The sequence below is a fragment of the Streptomyces sp. NPDC107581 genome (assembly GCF_055657175.1).
This window is the reverse complement of the sequence record NZ_JBVKBH010000001.1, coordinates 126320-141173: the sequence shown is the minus strand read 5'-3', so window position 1 is coordinate 141173 and position 14854 is coordinate 126320. Positions and strand designations below refer to the sequence as shown.

At 70.2% G+C, this 14854-nt stretch carries 12 protein-coding genes; 4 read left to right on the top strand and 8 right to left on the bottom strand.

Going from position 1 to position 14854, the window contains the following annotated elements:
• Window positions 1-16 precede the first annotated feature (16 nt).
• The gene (locus tag ACZ7P3_RS00635; protein ID WP_472078173.1) at window positions 17-712 is read left to right on the top strand and encodes an NUDIX hydrolase; all 696 of its coding nucleotides are present in this window, start codon (window positions 17-19) and stop codon (window positions 710-712) included.
• 55 nt (window positions 713-767) lie between these two features.
• Entirely contained in the window at window positions 768-1967 is a 1200-nt protein-coding gene (locus ACZ7P3_RS00630) for a MarP family serine protease (protein WP_472078172.1), read from the top strand.
• A gap of 16 nt (window positions 1968-1983) precedes the next feature.
• On the opposite strand, the gene ACZ7P3_RS00625 is transcribed toward ACZ7P3_RS00630, so the two are convergent.
• From ACZ7P3_RS00625 to ACZ7P3_RS00600, 6 genes are all read right to left on the bottom strand, one after another.
• Entirely contained in the window at window positions 1984-2163 is a 180-nt protein-coding gene (locus tag ACZ7P3_RS00625) for a hypothetical protein (protein ID WP_472078171.1), read from the bottom strand.
• 159 nt (window positions 2164-2322) lie between these two features.
• Complete coding sequence (locus ACZ7P3_RS00620; protein WP_472078170.1) at window positions 2323-3258, bottom strand: alpha/beta fold hydrolase; 936 nt, start codon at window positions 3256-3258, stop codon at window positions 2323-2325.
• Window positions 3255-3743, bottom strand: coding sequence for a phage holin family protein (locus ACZ7P3_RS00615; RefSeq protein ID WP_472078169.1), 489 nt, complete (start codon window positions 3741-3743; stop codon window positions 3255-3257). The genes ACZ7P3_RS00620 and ACZ7P3_RS00615 overlap by 4 nt, the downstream gene beginning before the upstream one ends.
• Before the next feature lie 68 nt (window positions 3744-3811).
• Complete coding sequence (gene nhaA / locus ACZ7P3_RS00610) at window positions 3812-5308, bottom strand: Na+/H+ antiporter NhaA (RefSeq protein ID WP_472078789.1); 1497 nt, start codon at window positions 5306-5308, stop codon at window positions 3812-3814.
• Between the two features lie 184 nt (window positions 5309-5492).
• Window positions 5493-7448: an acetate--CoA ligase gene (acs, locus tag ACZ7P3_RS00605; RefSeq protein WP_472078168.1), complete on the bottom strand. Its 1956-nt coding sequence runs from the start codon at window positions 7446-7448 to the stop codon at window positions 5493-5495.
• Between the two features lie 117 nt (window positions 7449-7565).
• Complete coding sequence (locus ACZ7P3_RS00600; protein WP_472078167.1) at window positions 7566-9872, bottom strand: SulP family inorganic anion transporter; 2307 nt, start codon at window positions 9870-9872, stop codon at window positions 7566-7568.
• Window positions 9873-10351: 479 nt separating this feature from the next.
• On the opposite strand from ACZ7P3_RS00600, the gene ACZ7P3_RS00595 reads away from it, so the two are divergent.
• Window positions 10352-11617, top strand: a complete 1266-nt coding sequence (locus tag ACZ7P3_RS00595) for a polysaccharide deacetylase family protein (protein ID WP_472078166.1) — start codon at window positions 10352-10354, stop codon at window positions 11615-11617.
• Between the two features lie 3 nt (window positions 11618-11620).
• On the opposite strand, the gene ACZ7P3_RS00590 is transcribed toward ACZ7P3_RS00595, so the two are convergent.
• Window positions 11621-12601, bottom strand: a complete 981-nt coding sequence (locus tag ACZ7P3_RS00590) for an ATP-binding protein (protein ID WP_472078165.1) — start codon at window positions 12599-12601, stop codon at window positions 11621-11623.
• Between the two features lie 164 nt (window positions 12602-12765).
• On the opposite strand from ACZ7P3_RS00590, the gene ACZ7P3_RS00585 reads away from it, so the two are divergent.
• The gene (locus ACZ7P3_RS00585; protein WP_472078164.1) at window positions 12766-13590 is read left to right on the top strand and encodes a Fic family protein; all 825 of its coding nucleotides are present in this window, start codon (window positions 12766-12768) and stop codon (window positions 13588-13590) included.
• Between the two features lie 413 nt (window positions 13591-14003).
• On the opposite strand, the gene ACZ7P3_RS00580 is transcribed toward ACZ7P3_RS00585, so the two are convergent.
• On the bottom strand, window positions 14004-14837 hold the full coding sequence (locus ACZ7P3_RS00580; protein ID WP_472078163.1) for an HAD family hydrolase: 834 nt from the start codon (window positions 14835-14837) through the stop codon (window positions 14004-14006).
• Window positions 14838-14854 lie beyond the last annotated feature (17 nt).

The following is a 14854-nucleotide window of genomic DNA, read 5'->3' as shown; positions in this document are numbered from 1 at the left end:
CAGGACGGGGGAGGCCATGACGTACACGCGCGACACGCACGAGGGCCCGGTGACGCTGCGCAAGGAGGGCCTGCCGGGCTGGCTGGACCCGGTGGTGCGGGCTGCGGAGACGATCGAGCCGCTCCAGCTCAGCCGCTTCCTGCCGCCGGAGAACGGCTCGGGGCGCCAGTCGGCCGTGCTGATCCTGTTCGGCGAGGGCGAGCACGGCCCCGAGCTGCTCCTCATGGAGCGCTCCGGCTCCCTGCGCTCCCACGCGGGCCAGCCGTCCTTCCCCGGGGGTGCGCTCGACCCCGAGGACGGTGACCCGAAGACCGAGGGGCCGCTCAGAGCCGCTCTGCGCGAGGCCCAGGAGGAGACCGGGCTCGACCCGGCCGGCGTCCAGCTCTTCGGCGTCCTGCCCGCTCTCTACATCCCGGTCAGCAGATTCGTCGTCACGCCCGTGCTCGGCTGGTGGCGCGAGCCCAGCCCGGTCGGCGTCGTCGATCCGAACGAGACCGCCCGCGTCTTCACCGTCCCCGTGGCGGATCTCACGGACCCCGTCAACCGTGCCACCGCCGTCCACCCCAGAGGCCACCAAGGTCCGGCATTTCTGGTCGAATCGGCCCTGGTGTGGGGCTTCACGGCCGGGGTGATCGACCGCCTGCTGCACTACGCGGGCTGGGAGCGCCCCTGGGACAGGGAGAAGCAGGTCCCGCTCGACTGGCGGTCATGACAGGGTGTCGTCCGTGCTGTGCTGGGAGCGGAGTGAATAGGCGAGGCCTGAAGCAGTGAACGTGCTGGACATCCTGTTGCTGGTCGCGGCCGTGTGGTTCGCGGTCGTGGGCTACCGCCAAGGCTTCGTCGTCGGCATTCTGTCGGTGATCGGGTTCCTCGGCGGCGGTCTCGTCGCCGTGTACACGCTGCCCGTCATCTGGGACGCCGTGACCGACAATGCGGAGGTCGGCACCACCGCCGCCGTGGTCGCCGTGGTCGTCGTCATCGTCTGCGCCTCCATCGGCCAGGCCCTGACCACCCACCTCGGCAACAAGCTGCGCCGCTACATCACCTGGTCCCCGGCGCGCGCCCTGGACGCCACCGGCGGCGCCCTGGTCAACGTCGTCGCAATGCTGCTGGTCGCCTGGCTGATCGGCTCCGCCCTCGCCGGTACGACCCTGCCGACGCTCGGCAAGGAGGTCCGCGGCTCCAAGGTGCTCCTCGGCGTCTCCCGGGCCCTGCCCGCGCAGGCCAACACCTGGTTCGCCGACTTCTCCTCCGTCCTCGCGCAGAACGGCTTCCCGCAGGTCTTCAGCCCGTTCGCCAACGAGCCGATCGCCGACGTCCGGCCGCCCGACCCGGCCCTCGCGCACAGCGTGGTCGCCACCCGCGCCCAGCGCTCCATCGTCAAGGTCACCGGCACCGCCCAGAGCTGCGGCAAGGTCCTGGAAGGCACCGGGTTCGTCTTCGCCCAGCGCCGCGTCATGACCAACGCCCATGTCGTCGGAGGCGTCGACGCGCCCTCCGTGCAGATCGGCGGGGTGGGCCGCAGATACGCCGCCAAGGTCGTCCTGTACGACTGGAAGCGCGACATCGCCGTCCTCGACGTACCGGCCCTGAAGGCGACCTCCCTGCGGTTCTCCTCCCAGGACGCGGCCGGCGGCGACGGCGCGATCGTCGCGGGCTTCCCGGAGAACGGCTCGTACGACGTCCGCGCCGCGCGGGTGCGCGGGCGCATCACGGCCAACGGCCCGGACATCTACCACCGCGGCACGGTCCGCCGCGACGTCTACTCCCTGTACGCCACCGTCCGCCAGGGCAACTCCGGCGGCCCGCTGCTCACGCCCGAAGGCAAGGTCTACGGCGTGGTGTTCGCCAAGTCCCTCGACGACGCCGACACCGGCTACGCCCTCACGGCGGACGAGATCCAGCAGGACATCACCCGGGGCCGTACGGCGAACGAGCAGGTGGGCACCGACAGCTGCGCCCTGTGATCCCCGGGGAGGGGGCTCAGCCGCGTGGGTGACGCAGGCGTACGGAGACCCAGCGGGCCCGGCGGCGCAGGATGCGCGGAATCCCCACCCTCAGGTCCGTCCCCGCCAGTTGCGGGGCGCCCCGCTGCGGGGAGCCCGGCCCGGCGGCGGAACGGCGGTTGCGGGGTGCGTCACTGTAGTCGTGCGTCCAGCCCATACCCCGACGTCTGCCCCTGCCCGAAGGTCGATAACCGCCTGCGCGCCCCCCAATTGGCCTATGCGGCAGGCATGTGGCCGTTCGAAGAACATGTGTTCAGGGAACCGGATACTCCACGCACCGGCCCGGTCACCGAACGGGCTGGGACGGGTCGGTTCCTCAGCGGTCGGGCTCGGGGTCCTTCAGCCAGTTGATCAGCTCCGCGGAGAAGGCCGCCGGGTCCTCCTCGTGCGGGAAGTGGCCGAGGCCGTCGAACAGGCGCCAGCGGTAAGGGGCTTCGACGTACTCGCCCGAGCCGGCCGCGCTGCGCGTGCGGGTCACCGGGTCCAGTGAGCCGTGCAGATGCAGCGTGGGCACCCGCACCGGCCGCTTCATCCTGCGGTTGAACTGGATGCCGTCCGGTCGGGCCAGCGAGCGCACCAGCCAGCGGTACGGCTCGATCGCGCAGTGCGCGGTCGACGGGATGCACATGGCCCGCTGGTACGTCTCCACGTCCTCGTCGTCCGGCAGCCGCGGCCCGGACCACTCCCGGATCAGCCGGCCCACCAGCGCGCCGTCGTCGGCGGTCAGCTGCCGCTCGGGGATCCACGGCCGCTGGAATCCCCAGATGTAGGAGCTGGCGGCGGTCTGCCGGGCGTCCCGGAGCATTGCGGAGCGCCAGCGCCGGGGGTGCGGCATCGAGACGACCGCGAGCCGTCGTACGAGCTTGGGCCGCATCGCCGCGGCCGTCCACGCCAGATAGCCGCCCAGGTCGTGGCCGACCAGCGCGGCGTCCGGCTCGCCGAGCGAGCGGATCACGCCGGTGACGTCCAGGGCGAGGTTGGCCGGGTCGTACCCGCGCGGGGTGCGGTCGCTGCCGCCGACGCCGCGCAGGTCCATGGCCACCGCCCGGAAGCCCGCGTCGGCGAGCGCGACCAGCTGGTGCCGCCACGTCCACCAGAACTGCGGGAAGCCGTGCAGCAGCAGCACCAGGGGTCCGTCGCCGAGCTCGGCGATGTGGAAGCGCGCGCCATTGGCGGCGACGTCCCGGTGCGTCACCTTCGCCCCGTGGGGCAATTCGATCCTTACGGCCGATGCCGCTGCGGGCTCCGTCATGACGACGAGCGTGCCACAGCCTCGATGGCCTGCGGAGCCCGGTCCTGCGGCAGCTCCGGGCGCGGGTGCGGCTTGGCGTTCTGCAGGACGCCCGCCGTCTCCTTCACCGACGCGGCGACCATCTGCGGGCCCTGGCTCTTCTTCACCTTCTTCGCGAACACCGTGCCGATGAGCGCGAGCAGACCGGCGACCAGCACGTTCGCCGCGAAGGAGAGCAGGAAGCAGACGGCCAGGTTCCAGCCGCTCCAGGTCCGAATGCCGTACGCCAGCGCGAAGTTGAGCATGGGCAGGGAGAACAGCAGCACCGCGCCCGCCGCCGAGAACGCTCCGCCGCTCGTCGCGCCGCGCTTCACGTCCTGCTTGAGCTGGGCCTTGGCCAGCGCGATCTCGTCGTGCACCAGCGCCGACATTTCGGTCGTCGCCGAGGCGAACAGCTGGCCGATGCTGCGTTCGGCGCCGACCGGGCTGCCGTCGGGTGCGCTCATCGCGTTCTCCCTCTGAAGTCTTCTCGTGCCGTCTTGAAGGCCGTCTTGATTTGTACCGTCTCGTCAGATCATGCCGGACGACCGTCCTCATCGCCTGCCCCGCCCGGTACTTCCTGAAGCCCGTGGCGCGCCACGGCGGTCTTCTCGACGGCGATGCGCCGGTGTTCCGCCGCCTTGTTCTCGTAGATCTTCGCCATCCGCAGGTGGTAGGCGGGGTCGTCCTGCTCGTAGATGTCCGGGATGCCGTCCCGGTCCTCGTCGCGCTCCTCGTCCTCGCACAGCCCGCGGTATCTGGCGTTGCGTATCTTCAGCAGCACCGTCGCACACAGGGCGGCGATCAGCGATCCGACAAGTACGGCCGCCTTCACCTCATCGGTCAGTGCCGTGTCGCCCACAAAGGCGAGCTCGCCTATGAGCAGCGAGACGGTGAAGCCGATCCCGGCGAGGGAGGCCACCGCGAAGATGTCGGCCCACTCCAGGTCCTCGCTCAGCTCGGCGTGGGTGAACCGGGCGGTCAGCCAGGTGCCGCCGAAGATGCCGATCGTCTTGCCGACGACCAGCCCGAGCACCACCCCGAGCGTCTCCGGCTTGGTGAACACATCCCCGAGCGCCCCGCCGGTGATCGACACGCCGGCGCTGAACAGCGCGAACAGCGGTACGGCGAGACCCGCCGACAGCGGCCGCACCAGGTGCTCGATGTGCTCGCCCGGCGAGTGCTGCTCACCCTCCCGGGTGGTGCAGCGCAGCATCAGGCCCATCGCGACGCCGGCGATGGTGGCGTGCACACCGCTGTTGTACATCAGCGCCCAGATCACGACCGCCAGTGGCACGTACACGTACCAGCCGCGGACGCCCTTGCGCAGCAGCAGCCAGAAGATCACCAGTCCGGCGACGGCCCCGCCGAGCGCGGGAAAGCTGATCCGGTCGGTGAAGAAGATCGCGATGATCAGGATCGCGAAGAGGTCGTCGACGACCGCGAGGGTCAGCAGGAAGGCGCGCAGGGCGCTGGGCAGCGAGGTGCCGATGACCGCGAGGACGGCGAGCGCGAAGGCGATGTCGGTGGCGGTGGGCACCGCCCAGCCCTGGGTGGAACCGTGGCCGGTGAGGTTGGTGAGGGTGTAGACGAGCGCCGGTACGGCCATCCCGCACAGCGCGGACACCACGGGCAGCACGGCCGCCCTGGGTTCGCGCAGGTCGCCGGCGACCAGCTCACGCTTGAGTTCGATGCCGGCGACGAAGAAGAACACCGCGAGGAGGCCGTCGGCGGCCCAGTGGGCCACGGAGAGGTTCAGGCCGAGGGCGCCGGGGCCGAAGTGGAAGTGGCTGACCGACTCGTAGCTGTGGCGCAGCGCGGGGATGTTCACCCATATCAGTGCCGCGACCGCCGCGATGAGGAGCAGGACGCCGCCCACGGTCTCGGTGCGCAGCGCATCCGCGACGAACGTCCGCTCGGGCAGGGACAGGCGTCCGAGTGCCTTGCGGGCGGTGTGCGGGATACGGGGCGCGGTGTTGCGGGGCGCGGCCACGGCGGGAACCTCCGGGTCGGTGGGCAGGGCGGAGCACATGCCGACCAGACTTCCCGGCACACCTTGAGGGTCGTTTCGCGTTCAGAGCTTTGCTTAGTTTACCTAAGGTTGCCGCAGGATGCATCCGGTGAGGTTCACGTTACGCACAAAAGGGGCGCCCGGCGTTCGCACGCCGGGCGCCCCTCAGGGGCTGCCGCCCGGTCCTTCGGTCCTCGCCAGGCGCCTAGTCCTCGCTCGGGGCCGCCGGGAGCTTGTCCTGGATCAGGTCCATGACCGTCGAGTCGGTCAGCGTGGTGACGTCACCGAGCTGGCGGTTCTCGGCCACGTCCCGCAGGAGCCGGCGCATGATCTTGCCCGAGCGGGTCTTCGGCAGCTCCGCCACCGGCAGGATCCGCTTGGGCTTGGCGATCGGGCCGAGCGTGGCGCCGACGTGGTCGCGCAGCTCGCCGACGAGCTTGTCGTCCTCCGACGCCGAACCGCGCAGGATCACGAAGGCGACGATGGCCTGGCCGGTGGTCTCGTCGGCGGCACCGACGACGGCCGCCTCGGCGACCGACGGGTGCGAGACGAGCGCCGACTCCACCTCGGTGGTGGAGATGTTGTGCCCGGACACCAGCATCACGTCGTCCACCCGGCCCAGCAGCCAGATGTCCCCGTCCTCGTCCTTCTTCGCGCCGTCACCGGCGAAGTACTTGCCCTCGAACCGCGCCCAGTAGGTGTCGAGGAACCGCTGGTCGTCGCCCCAGATGGTGCGCAGCATCGAGGGCCACGGCTCGGTCAGGACCAGGTAGCCGCCGCCCCCGTTCGGTACCTCGTTCGCCTCGTCGTCGACGACGGTCGCGGAGATGCCGGGCAGCGGGCGCTGCGCGGAACCGGGCTTGGCCTCGGTCACACCCGGCAGCGGCGAGATCATCATCGCGCCGGTCTCGGTCTGCCACCAGGTGTCCACGACCGGCGTCCTGTCGGCGCCGATGTGCTTGCGGTACCAGACCCACGCCTCGGGGTTGATCGGCTCGCCCACGGAGCCGAGGACCCGCAGGGAGGACAGGTCGAACTGCGCGGGGATGTCGTCGCCCCACTTCATGAACGTACGGATCGCCGTCGGCGCCGTGTAGAGGATCGTGACCCGGTACTTCTCCACGATCTCCCAGAACCGGCCCTGGTGCGGGGTGTCCGGCGTGCCCTCGTACATGACCTGCGTCGCGCCGTTGGCCAGCGGCCCGTACACGATGTACGAGTGCCCGGTGACCCAGCCGACGTCCGCCGTGCACCAGTAGACGTCCGTCTCCGGCTTGAGGTCGAACACCGCCCAGTGCGTGTACGCCGCCTGCGTCAGGTAGCCGCCGGAGGTGTGCAGGATGCCCTTCGGCTTCCCCGTCGTACCCGAGGTGTAGAGGATGAACAGCGGGTGCTCCGCCTCGAACGCCTCCGGGGTGTGCTCGGCGGACTGCCCCTCCACCAGCTCGTGCCACCAGACGTCCCGCCCGTCGTTCCAGGCCACTTCCTGGCCGGTACGGCGGACGACGAGCACGTGCTCGACGTTGTCCACGCGCTCGATCGCGTCGTCCACGGCCGGCTTCAGCGCGGACGGCTTGCCGCGCCGGTAGCCGCCGTCGGCGGTGATGACGACCTTGGCGTCCGCGTCCTGGATGCGCGTGGCGAGCGCGTCCGCCGAGAAGCCGCCGAAGACCACCGAGTGGGCGGCGCCGATGCGGGCCGAGGCCAGCATCGCGATCGCCGTCTCCGGGATCATCGGCATGTAGATGGCGACCCGGTCGCCCTTGCGGACACCCAGTTCCAGCAGGGCGTTGGCCGCCTTGGAGACCTCGTCCTTCAGCTCCGCGTAGGTGATCGAGCGGCTGTCGCCGGGCTCGCCCTCGAAGTGGATGGCGACCCGGTCCCCGAGGCCCGCCTCGACGTGCCGGTCCACGCAGTTGTAGGCGACGTTCAGCTCGCCGTCCTTGAACCACTTCGCGAACGGAGGGTTCGACCAGTCCAGCGTCTCCGTCGGTTCCTTGGCCCAGTTCAGCCGACGGGCCTGCTCGGCCCAGAAGCCAAGCCTGTCGGCCTTGGCCTGCTCGTACGCCTCGGCCGTGACGTTGGCGTTCGCGGCCAGGTCGGCCGGCGGCGCGAAGCGTCGCTCCTCCTTGAGGAGGTTGGCCAGGCTTTCGTTGCTCACGACATCTCCCTTTCCCGGGGTGTCCGTTGTGTCCTGAGCCACAGCTCATCAGAAGCGGGGGGCCGATGACAAGGCCCGACCGCTAAATTGGTTTAGACCTGTCTGATGGTGGGCCGCTCACACCGGACTGTGCAGTTCCGCTCCTGCTCTCCCGTCGTCTCTCACGTCCTCGAACACCTGACGGTTCCCCGTGCCGCCGAGGAGATACGCCTGCGCCTCGCCCACGTGGAAGTACATCCCGTGCAGCTCCAGCGCGCCGGCGGCCAGCGCCCGCGCGACCGGGCCGTGCGCCCGCAGGTGCTCCAGCTGCTGGACCACATTGGTCAGGCACAGCTGCTCCACCGCGTCGGCGGGTGCCCGTCCGGCCAGCCGGGGCCCGGTGTGCCGGCCGTCGGCCATCCGCTCCAGGCTCGGCAGGCCGTGCCTGAGCCACCTCCTCAGTGGCGTCGCCGCACCCCGGGGCTCGGCGGTCAGCAGCGCCTGCATCGCCCCGCAACCGGAGTGCCCGCACACCGTGACGGACCGCACCCCGAGCACCTCCACCGCGTACTCGACGGCGGCCGCCACCGAGTCGTCGCCGTGCTCCTCGCCCGGTGGCGGCACCAGGTTGCCGATGTTGCGGACGACGAACAGGTCGCCGGGACCACTGGAGGTGATCATCGACGTGACGAGCCGGGAGTCGGCGCAGGTGAGGAAGAGCTGCGAGGGCCGCTGCCCTTCCCGCGCCAGCCGCGCCAGCTCCTTGCGCACCAGCGGGGCCGTGTTGCGCTGGAACGAGCTGATGCCGCGGGCGAGTTCATGGCCGGCGGGCGTGGCGGGAACCTCCGGGAAGCAGGCCCGGTGATTGCGCCAGGGCGTCCAGGGCCGGCAGCGGCACCCGGTGGACCGGGCAGGATCGGCGGTCCGGACTCCGCTGCGCCGGCCCGTCAGCTCGGTGTAACCGCCCCGCGCGGTATGGGTGCTCTGCCAGTCCTGCAGTGACTCGTACGCCGCGTGGTCCATGAACGACCCGTCCAACTCCACGACGGCATGGGCGCCTTGGGGTACGAGATGCAGAGCTCTGCTGAGCCGGGGCACGGCGAGGAACGTCAACTGGCCTCGCACGTGTACGTGATGGACTCCTTCCTTCTCTGCATGCGTGATACGGGTGCGGGTAAGGCGGCGCAGGGCGAGGGCGACCGCCACGGCGACCCCGAGGGCCACGCCCTCCAGGACGCCGAAGAACACCACGCCGAGTGTGGTGGCGGCGTACACCGGCACTTCACGGTGGCGGGTCACCGTGCGGATGTGGTGCAGGGACACCATCTGGATGCCGACGGCCATCACCAGGGCGGCGAGCGAGGAGAGCGGGATCTCCTCCAGGAGCGGGACCATCAGCAGCGCGGCAACTACTACGAGAACGCCGTGCAGCATCGTGGAGTTCCGGCTCACGGCACCGGAATTCACATTCGCCGAACTCCGCACGGCCACCCCCGCGACCGGCAGTCCGCCGAGCGCCCCGGAGACGATGTTGGCGGCTCCCTGGCCGAGCAGCTCCCGGTCCAGGTGCGAGCGGCCGACGGGGGTCCCGGGCCGGGCGGCGGCCAGCTTGTCCACGGCGACCGCGCCGAGCAGCGACTGCACACTGCACACCAAAGTGGTGGTGAGCACGGCGGCGGCGATGCCGAGTACCGGTCCCTCGGGCAGCGAGGCCAGGGCGTGGCTGCGCCAGGACGGCAGGTCGACCCGGGGCAGGGTCAGCCCGGTCAGTGCGGCGGTGGTGGTGGCTCCGGCGACGGCGACCAGAGCGGCCGGGATCCTTTGCGTGAGGCGTCCGGCGCGGCCGGGGATGCGCGGCCAGGCCAGCAGCAGGGTCAGGGTGAGCGCGCTCATCGACACGGCGGCCGGGTGCAGATGGGCCAACTGGGCGGGCAGGGCACGCAGATTGGTGAGGACGGAGCTGTCCGGGCTGCCGCCGAGGACGATGTGCAGCTGGGCGACCGCGATGGTCACACCGATACCGGCGAGCATGCCGTGCACCACGGCGGGGCTGACGGCGAGCGCGCCTCGGGCCACGCGCAGGCAGCCGAGGCCCAGCTGGGCGAGTCCGGCGAGGACGGTGATGCCGCAGGTGGTCTGCCAGCCGTAGCGGTGGATCAGGTCGGCGGTGACCACGGTGAGCCCGGCGGCAGGGCCACTGACCTGCAGTGGGCTGCCACCGAGCCGTCCTGCGACGAGGCCGCCGACGGCGGCGGCGACCAGGCCGGCCTGGAGCGGGGCGCCGGTGGCGAGGGCGATGCCGAGGGACAGGGGCAGGGCGATCAGGAAGACCGCGAGGGACGCGGACAGGTCGGCGCTCTCGATGCGAAAACGCCGGCGCGGGGCCGGCGGGGGGCTGTGCGACGGGTGGGGGTGCTGGGTGCGAGGGGGTGAGCAGGCTGGCATGGTCCCGTCTCCTCCGGGCGGCGCGGTCGCGGGCTGGGTGCTTCCTCGTGGCGGCAGGGGATCGGTCACGAACTGGGTGGTTGCTCGTCGCGGCGGGGGACCGCTCGTGGGCCGGGTGGTTGCTCGCCGAGGGGGATCGGTGGCGGGTCGGGCGGTTCCTCGTCGAGAGGGGCGGGCCTGGCGGTTCCTCGTGGTGGCAGGGCATCGGTCGCGGTCATGGGGTCGCGTCGTGCAGCGGCGAGGTGAAATCAAGGCTTGGTAAATGAACCGTAATGCAAAGTAAAGGGTATTTATAACTTTTCGGAGCAAATGGAGTAACCATTCACTCCTCTCGGCGAAGCGGGCATTTCATCGGCTTGTCGTATTAATTCCTTCTCGGCCCCGTGCGACCTTGGCGGCGCTGTCGGCACAACCCGGCAGATCAACAGAAAACGCCCTCGCCAGCGTTCTCGTGAGAGAAGGAAGAAGGTGGGCGGAACATGGCCGCCACCCAGAGGATCGCCGCCGGCGCCATGGTCGCCGCGGCCTGTGCTGCGTCGCTCGCCGGTTGCGCGACCGGCTCCAACGGATCGAAGCAAGGGACGTCCGGGCCGCAGAAGGGGGCTCCTGCACCCAACAGCGTGCTCCGTCTGATCGGCGACGGGTCCACCGCGTACACCGGCTCGCAGCCGCATCTGCCCGTCCCCGAGCGGCTGAAGCCCGGCCAGAAACCCCCCCAGTTCGTGGTGTTCTCCTGGGACGGCGCGGGGGAGGACAGCCAGAAGCTGTTCTCCCACTTCCGCAAGGTCGCCAAGGAGAACAACGCGGCGATGACGTTCTTCCTCAGCGGTGTGTACATGCTGCCGGAGGAGAAACGTGACCTCTACCATCCGCCACAGCACTCGCCGGGCAGCTCGGAGATCGGCTTCAACGACGAGCAGGGCATCACCGACACCCTCAAGCAGGTACGGCTGGCCTGGCTGGAGGGCAACGAGATCGGCACCCACTTCAACGGCCACTTCTGCGGCCCTGACGGCGGGGTGGGCGAGTGGTCGGTCAAGGAGTGGAAGAGCGAGATCGCCCAGGCCAAGGAGTTCGTGAAGTCCTGGAAGACGAACACCGGCATGAAAAAGGCGGCCCCGCTGCCCTTCGACTACGACAAGGAGCTGATCGGCGCCCGCACTCCCTGCCTGGAAGGGCAGAAGAACTTCATGAAGGCGGCCCACCAGCTGGGCTTCCGCTACGACTCCAGCGGAGTCGACGACCAGGTCTGGCCCAAGAAGAAGGAGGGTCTGTGGGATGTGTCCATGCAGCTGGTCCCCTTCCCCGGACACAACTATGAGCAGCTGACCATGGACTACAACTTCATGGTCAACCAGTCGGGCACCCAGACCCAGGGCGACCCCGACAAGTTCGACTACTGGGGCGACCAGATGCGCGACGGCCTGATCAAGGGCTTCTACCGGGCCTACGACGGCAACCGCGCGCCTCTGATCATCGGCAACCACTTCGAGTCCTGGAACGGCGGCACCTACATGCGTGCCATCGACGAGGTGGTGAAGGAGGTGTGCAACAAGCCCGACGTACGCTGTGTCTCCTTCCATCAGCTCGTCGACTGGCTGGACGCCCAGGATCCGCAGGTGCTGGCGAAGCTGCGCACCCTGGAGGTGGGTGAGGCGCCCCGGCAGGGCTGGGCGTCCTTCCTCTCCGGCCGCCCGGCTCCGGCGCCGAAGGGTGTGCCCGGAGCGCCGGCGGACAAGCACTAGGCGTCAGGCGGGAGTTGCCACGCTCTCGCCCAGCACGAAGTCGGGGTCGACCTGCGCCGCCAGGTCGGCCCCCGTGCGCTCGTTGCCCCACGCTTCGGCGTTCTTCAGGTGGAAGTGCACCATCTGACGTGTGTAGCGCGACCAGTCGCGCAGCTCGTGCGTCGCGTCGGCGGCGGCGCGCATCGTGTGCAGGGCACGGGCGTTGGCCTCCTCCAGGAGGTCGAAGCGGGGCGGGCGGCCCTTCTCCATCGCCCGCACCCAGTCCGAGTGCCCGACCGTCACCAGCAGGTCATCGCCGGCCTCCGCGCGGAGGAAGTCGATGTCGTCCTGTGCCTGGACCTTGTTGCCGACGACCTTCAGGGTGATGCCGAAGTCGCGGGCGTACTCCTTGTACTGGCGGTAGACGGAGACCCCCTTCCGGGTCGGCTCGGCGACGAGGAACGTCATGTCGAAGCGGGTGAACATGCCGGAGGCGAAGGAGTCCGAACCCGCCGTCATGTCGACCACGACGTACTCGTCGGGGCCGTCGACGAGGTGGTTCAGGAACAGCTCCACCGCTCCCGTCTTGGAGTGGTAGCAGGCGACCCCCAGGTCGGCGTCCGCGAAGGGGCCCGTGACCATCAAACGGGCGGCGCCGCCGTCGAGTTCCACCGGGCGCGCGCAGGCGTCGTACACCGGGTTGGGCTCCCGGACCTGCACCAGACGCGAGCCCTCACCGGGCGGAGTCGTCTTGATCATCGTGGCGGCGGAGGCGATGCGCGGGTTGGCGCCGCGGAGGTAGTCCTTGATCAGCGACAGCCGTTCGCCCATGGCGGGCAGTGCGGCCGCTTCCGTCTCCTCGAGGCCGAGCGCCGGGCCGAGGTGCTGGTTGATGTCCGCGTCGATGGCGACCACCGGCCGGCCTGCGGCCACGAGGTGGCGGATGAAGAGGGAGGAGAGCGTGGTCTTGCCGCTGCCGCCCTTCCCGACGAAAGCAATTTTCATGTTCACCAAGGGTAGTCAGGTGATAGCTGTATGTGTCACTTGGAGGGGGAAGACCACTCCTTCGTGGGGTGTGGGCCTCCTGCACGAGGTGCGGACCGTCGAGGGGCACGAAGCTCGTCGGGGGGTGCCGGGCGGCCGACGGGCGGGCGCGTAATGTCGTACTCATGAGTACGAAAGGCGCGACCGCAGATCCGCTCGCGGCCCTGGGCTCGCTGCCCGGTGTCGCCGAGTCCGTGGAGTCCGTGCGCAAGGCCGTGGACCGGGTCTACGGGCACCGGGTCATGCGGCGCCGCAGCAACGAGATCACCTCCGAGGCGGCGCTGCGCGGCGCACGCGGTTCGGCGGCGCTGTCCGGTGCCGACTGGGCCCTGGAGGAGGTGCGGCGGCGTACCGACTTCAGTGCGGACGCCGAGGCGCGTGTCATGGGCGCGGCGCTCAGGCTGACGGCCGAGGCGGGCCAGCTGCTCTCCATCTGGCGCCAGTCGCCTCTCAGGGTGCTGGCCCGGCTGCACCTGGTGGCCGCGGCGGGCAACGACGACGGAGCCGGCCGGCCGCGCCAGGCGGGCGAGCCGGTCGACGAGCCGCTGATCGAACTGCCGCTGCCCGACGCCGGGGAAGTGTCCGGCCGGCTGGAGGGGCTGGCGGACCTGATCATCGCGGGTACTTCCGCGCCCGCGCTGGTGACGGCCGCCGTGGTGCAGGGCGAGCTGCTCGCGCTGCGCCCCTTCGCCTCTCACAACGGCCTGGTCGCGCGCGCGGCCGAGCGGATCGTCCTGATCGGCAGCGGTCTCGACCCCAAGGCCGTCTGCCCCGCCGAGGTGGGCCACGCCGAACTCGGCCGCGCCTCCTACGTCGCCGCGCTGGACGGGTACGTCTCCGGGACCCCGGAAGGCATGGCGGCCTGGATCGCGCACTGCGGCAAGGCGGTCGAGCTGGGGGTGCGCGAGTCCACCGCGGTGTGCGAGGCCCTGCAGCGCGGAGCGGCTTGAGAGAAGTCCCCGGAAGGGGAGTCCTCAGGGGGAAGTCCTGGAAGGAAGTCCCCGGAAGGGGGGTCCTCTGGGGGGAATCCTGGAAGGAAGTCCCCGGACACGGGTTGCGGCGGTACGAGTCCTCGTACCGCCGCTGGCATGTTCACCCGGTTACCAAGCGTCCTCGATATGTCGCCCATCAGGTCGGGGACTTTGCCCGTCACCTGGTGCGGCTGGCCCGTAATCGACGGGTCGACGTCGCGTGGGTGCCCGATGTTCATGCAAGGTCCGTGGGCCAAGTGCGTAGTGGTAGGGGATCCTCTCGGATGTCCTTTGGTCACGCGGGCCGTTGTGTCCTTTGTACTGCAAGCGGTGAGCAAGCGGAACCCCTGCCTGCACTTCTTTACTTTCAGGTTCAAACAGGGGTGAATCGGTCAGGAGGCGAGGGTCCGGCGCCGGCTCGCGTACCAGACGAGACCCGCGGTGGCGGCCGCCGCTCCTATGGCCGCAGCGGCGACGAGGGCCGGGCGGGCCGGTACGGAAAACCCGGGGAGCCGCTGCTTGAGCCGGACCGGCCGGCGGAACTCCAGAACCGGCCACCCGCGCGCGAGTGCCTCGCGGCGCAGCGCGCGGTCCGGGTTCACGGCGTGCGGGTGCCCGACCGCCTGAAGCATCGGCAGGTCGGTCGCCGAGTCGCTGTAGGCGTAGCAGCGGTCGAGGTCGTACCCCTCGGTCGCGGCCAGGTCCCTGATCGCCTCGGCCTTGGTCGGGCCGTAGGCGTAGTACTCCACCTCCCCGGTGAAGCAGCCGTCCTCGCCGACGATCATGCGGGTGGCCACCACCCGGTCGGCGCCGAGCAGTTCGCCGATCGGCTCCACCACCTCGGCGCCCGAGGTGGACACGATCACGACGTCGCGTCCGGCCGTGTGGTGCTCCTCGATGAGTGAGGCGGCCTCGTCGTAGATGATCGGGTCGATCAGGTCGTGCAGGGTCTCGGCGACGATCTCCTTCACCTGCTGGACGTTCCAGCCGCGGCACAGTGCGGACAGGTACTCGCGCATGCGCTCCATCTGGTCGTGGTCCAGGCCGCCGGCCAGGAACACGAACTGGGCATATGCGGTGCGCAGTGCGGCCCTGCGGTTGATCAGTCCGCCTTGGTAGAAGGACTTGCTGAAGGTGAGCGTGCTCGACTTCGCAATGACCGTCTTGTCCAGGTCAAAGAAGGCTGCTGCGCGGGGCAAGGAGCGGTTTTCCACGCCCCAGAGCATAGGCGCCCACCATTCGG

Coding starts and splice junctions, on each gene's coding strand:
- ACZ7P3_RS00635 (WP_472078173.1), top strand. CDS start 17: ATGACGTACACGCGCGACACGCACGAGGGCCCGGTGACGCTGCGCAAG.
- ACZ7P3_RS00625 (WP_472078171.1), bottom strand. CDS start 2,163: ATGGGCTGGACGCACGACTACAGTGACGCACCCCGCAACCGCCGTTCC.
- ACZ7P3_RS00620 (WP_472078170.1), bottom strand. CDS start 3,258: ATGACGGAGCCCGCAGCGGCATCGGCCGTAAGGATCGAATTGCCCCAC.
- ACZ7P3_RS00615 (WP_472078169.1), bottom strand. CDS start 3,743: ATGAGCGCACCCGACGGCAGCCCGGTCGGCGCCGAACGCAGCATCGGC.
- nhaA (WP_472078789.1), bottom strand. CDS start 5,308: ATGTGCTCCGCCCTGCCCACCGACCCGGAGGTTCCCGCCGTGGCCGCG.
- ACZ7P3_RS00600 (WP_472078167.1), bottom strand. CDS start 9,872: ATGCCAGCCTGCTCACCCCCTCGCACCCAGCACCCCCACCCGTCGCAC.
- ACZ7P3_RS00595 (WP_472078166.1), top strand. CDS start 10,352: ATGGCCGCCACCCAGAGGATCGCCGCCGGCGCCATGGTCGCCGCGGCC.
- ACZ7P3_RS00590 (WP_472078165.1), bottom strand. CDS start 12,601: ATGAAAATTGCTTTCGTCGGGAAGGGCGGCAGCGGCAAGACCACGCTC.
- ACZ7P3_RS00585 (WP_472078164.1), top strand. CDS start 12,766: ATGAGTACGAAAGGCGCGACCGCAGATCCGCTCGCGGCCCTGGGCTCG.
- ACZ7P3_RS00580 (WP_472078163.1), bottom strand. CDS start 14,837: ATGCTCTGGGGCGTGGAAAACCGCTCCTTGCCCCGCGCAGCAGCCTTC.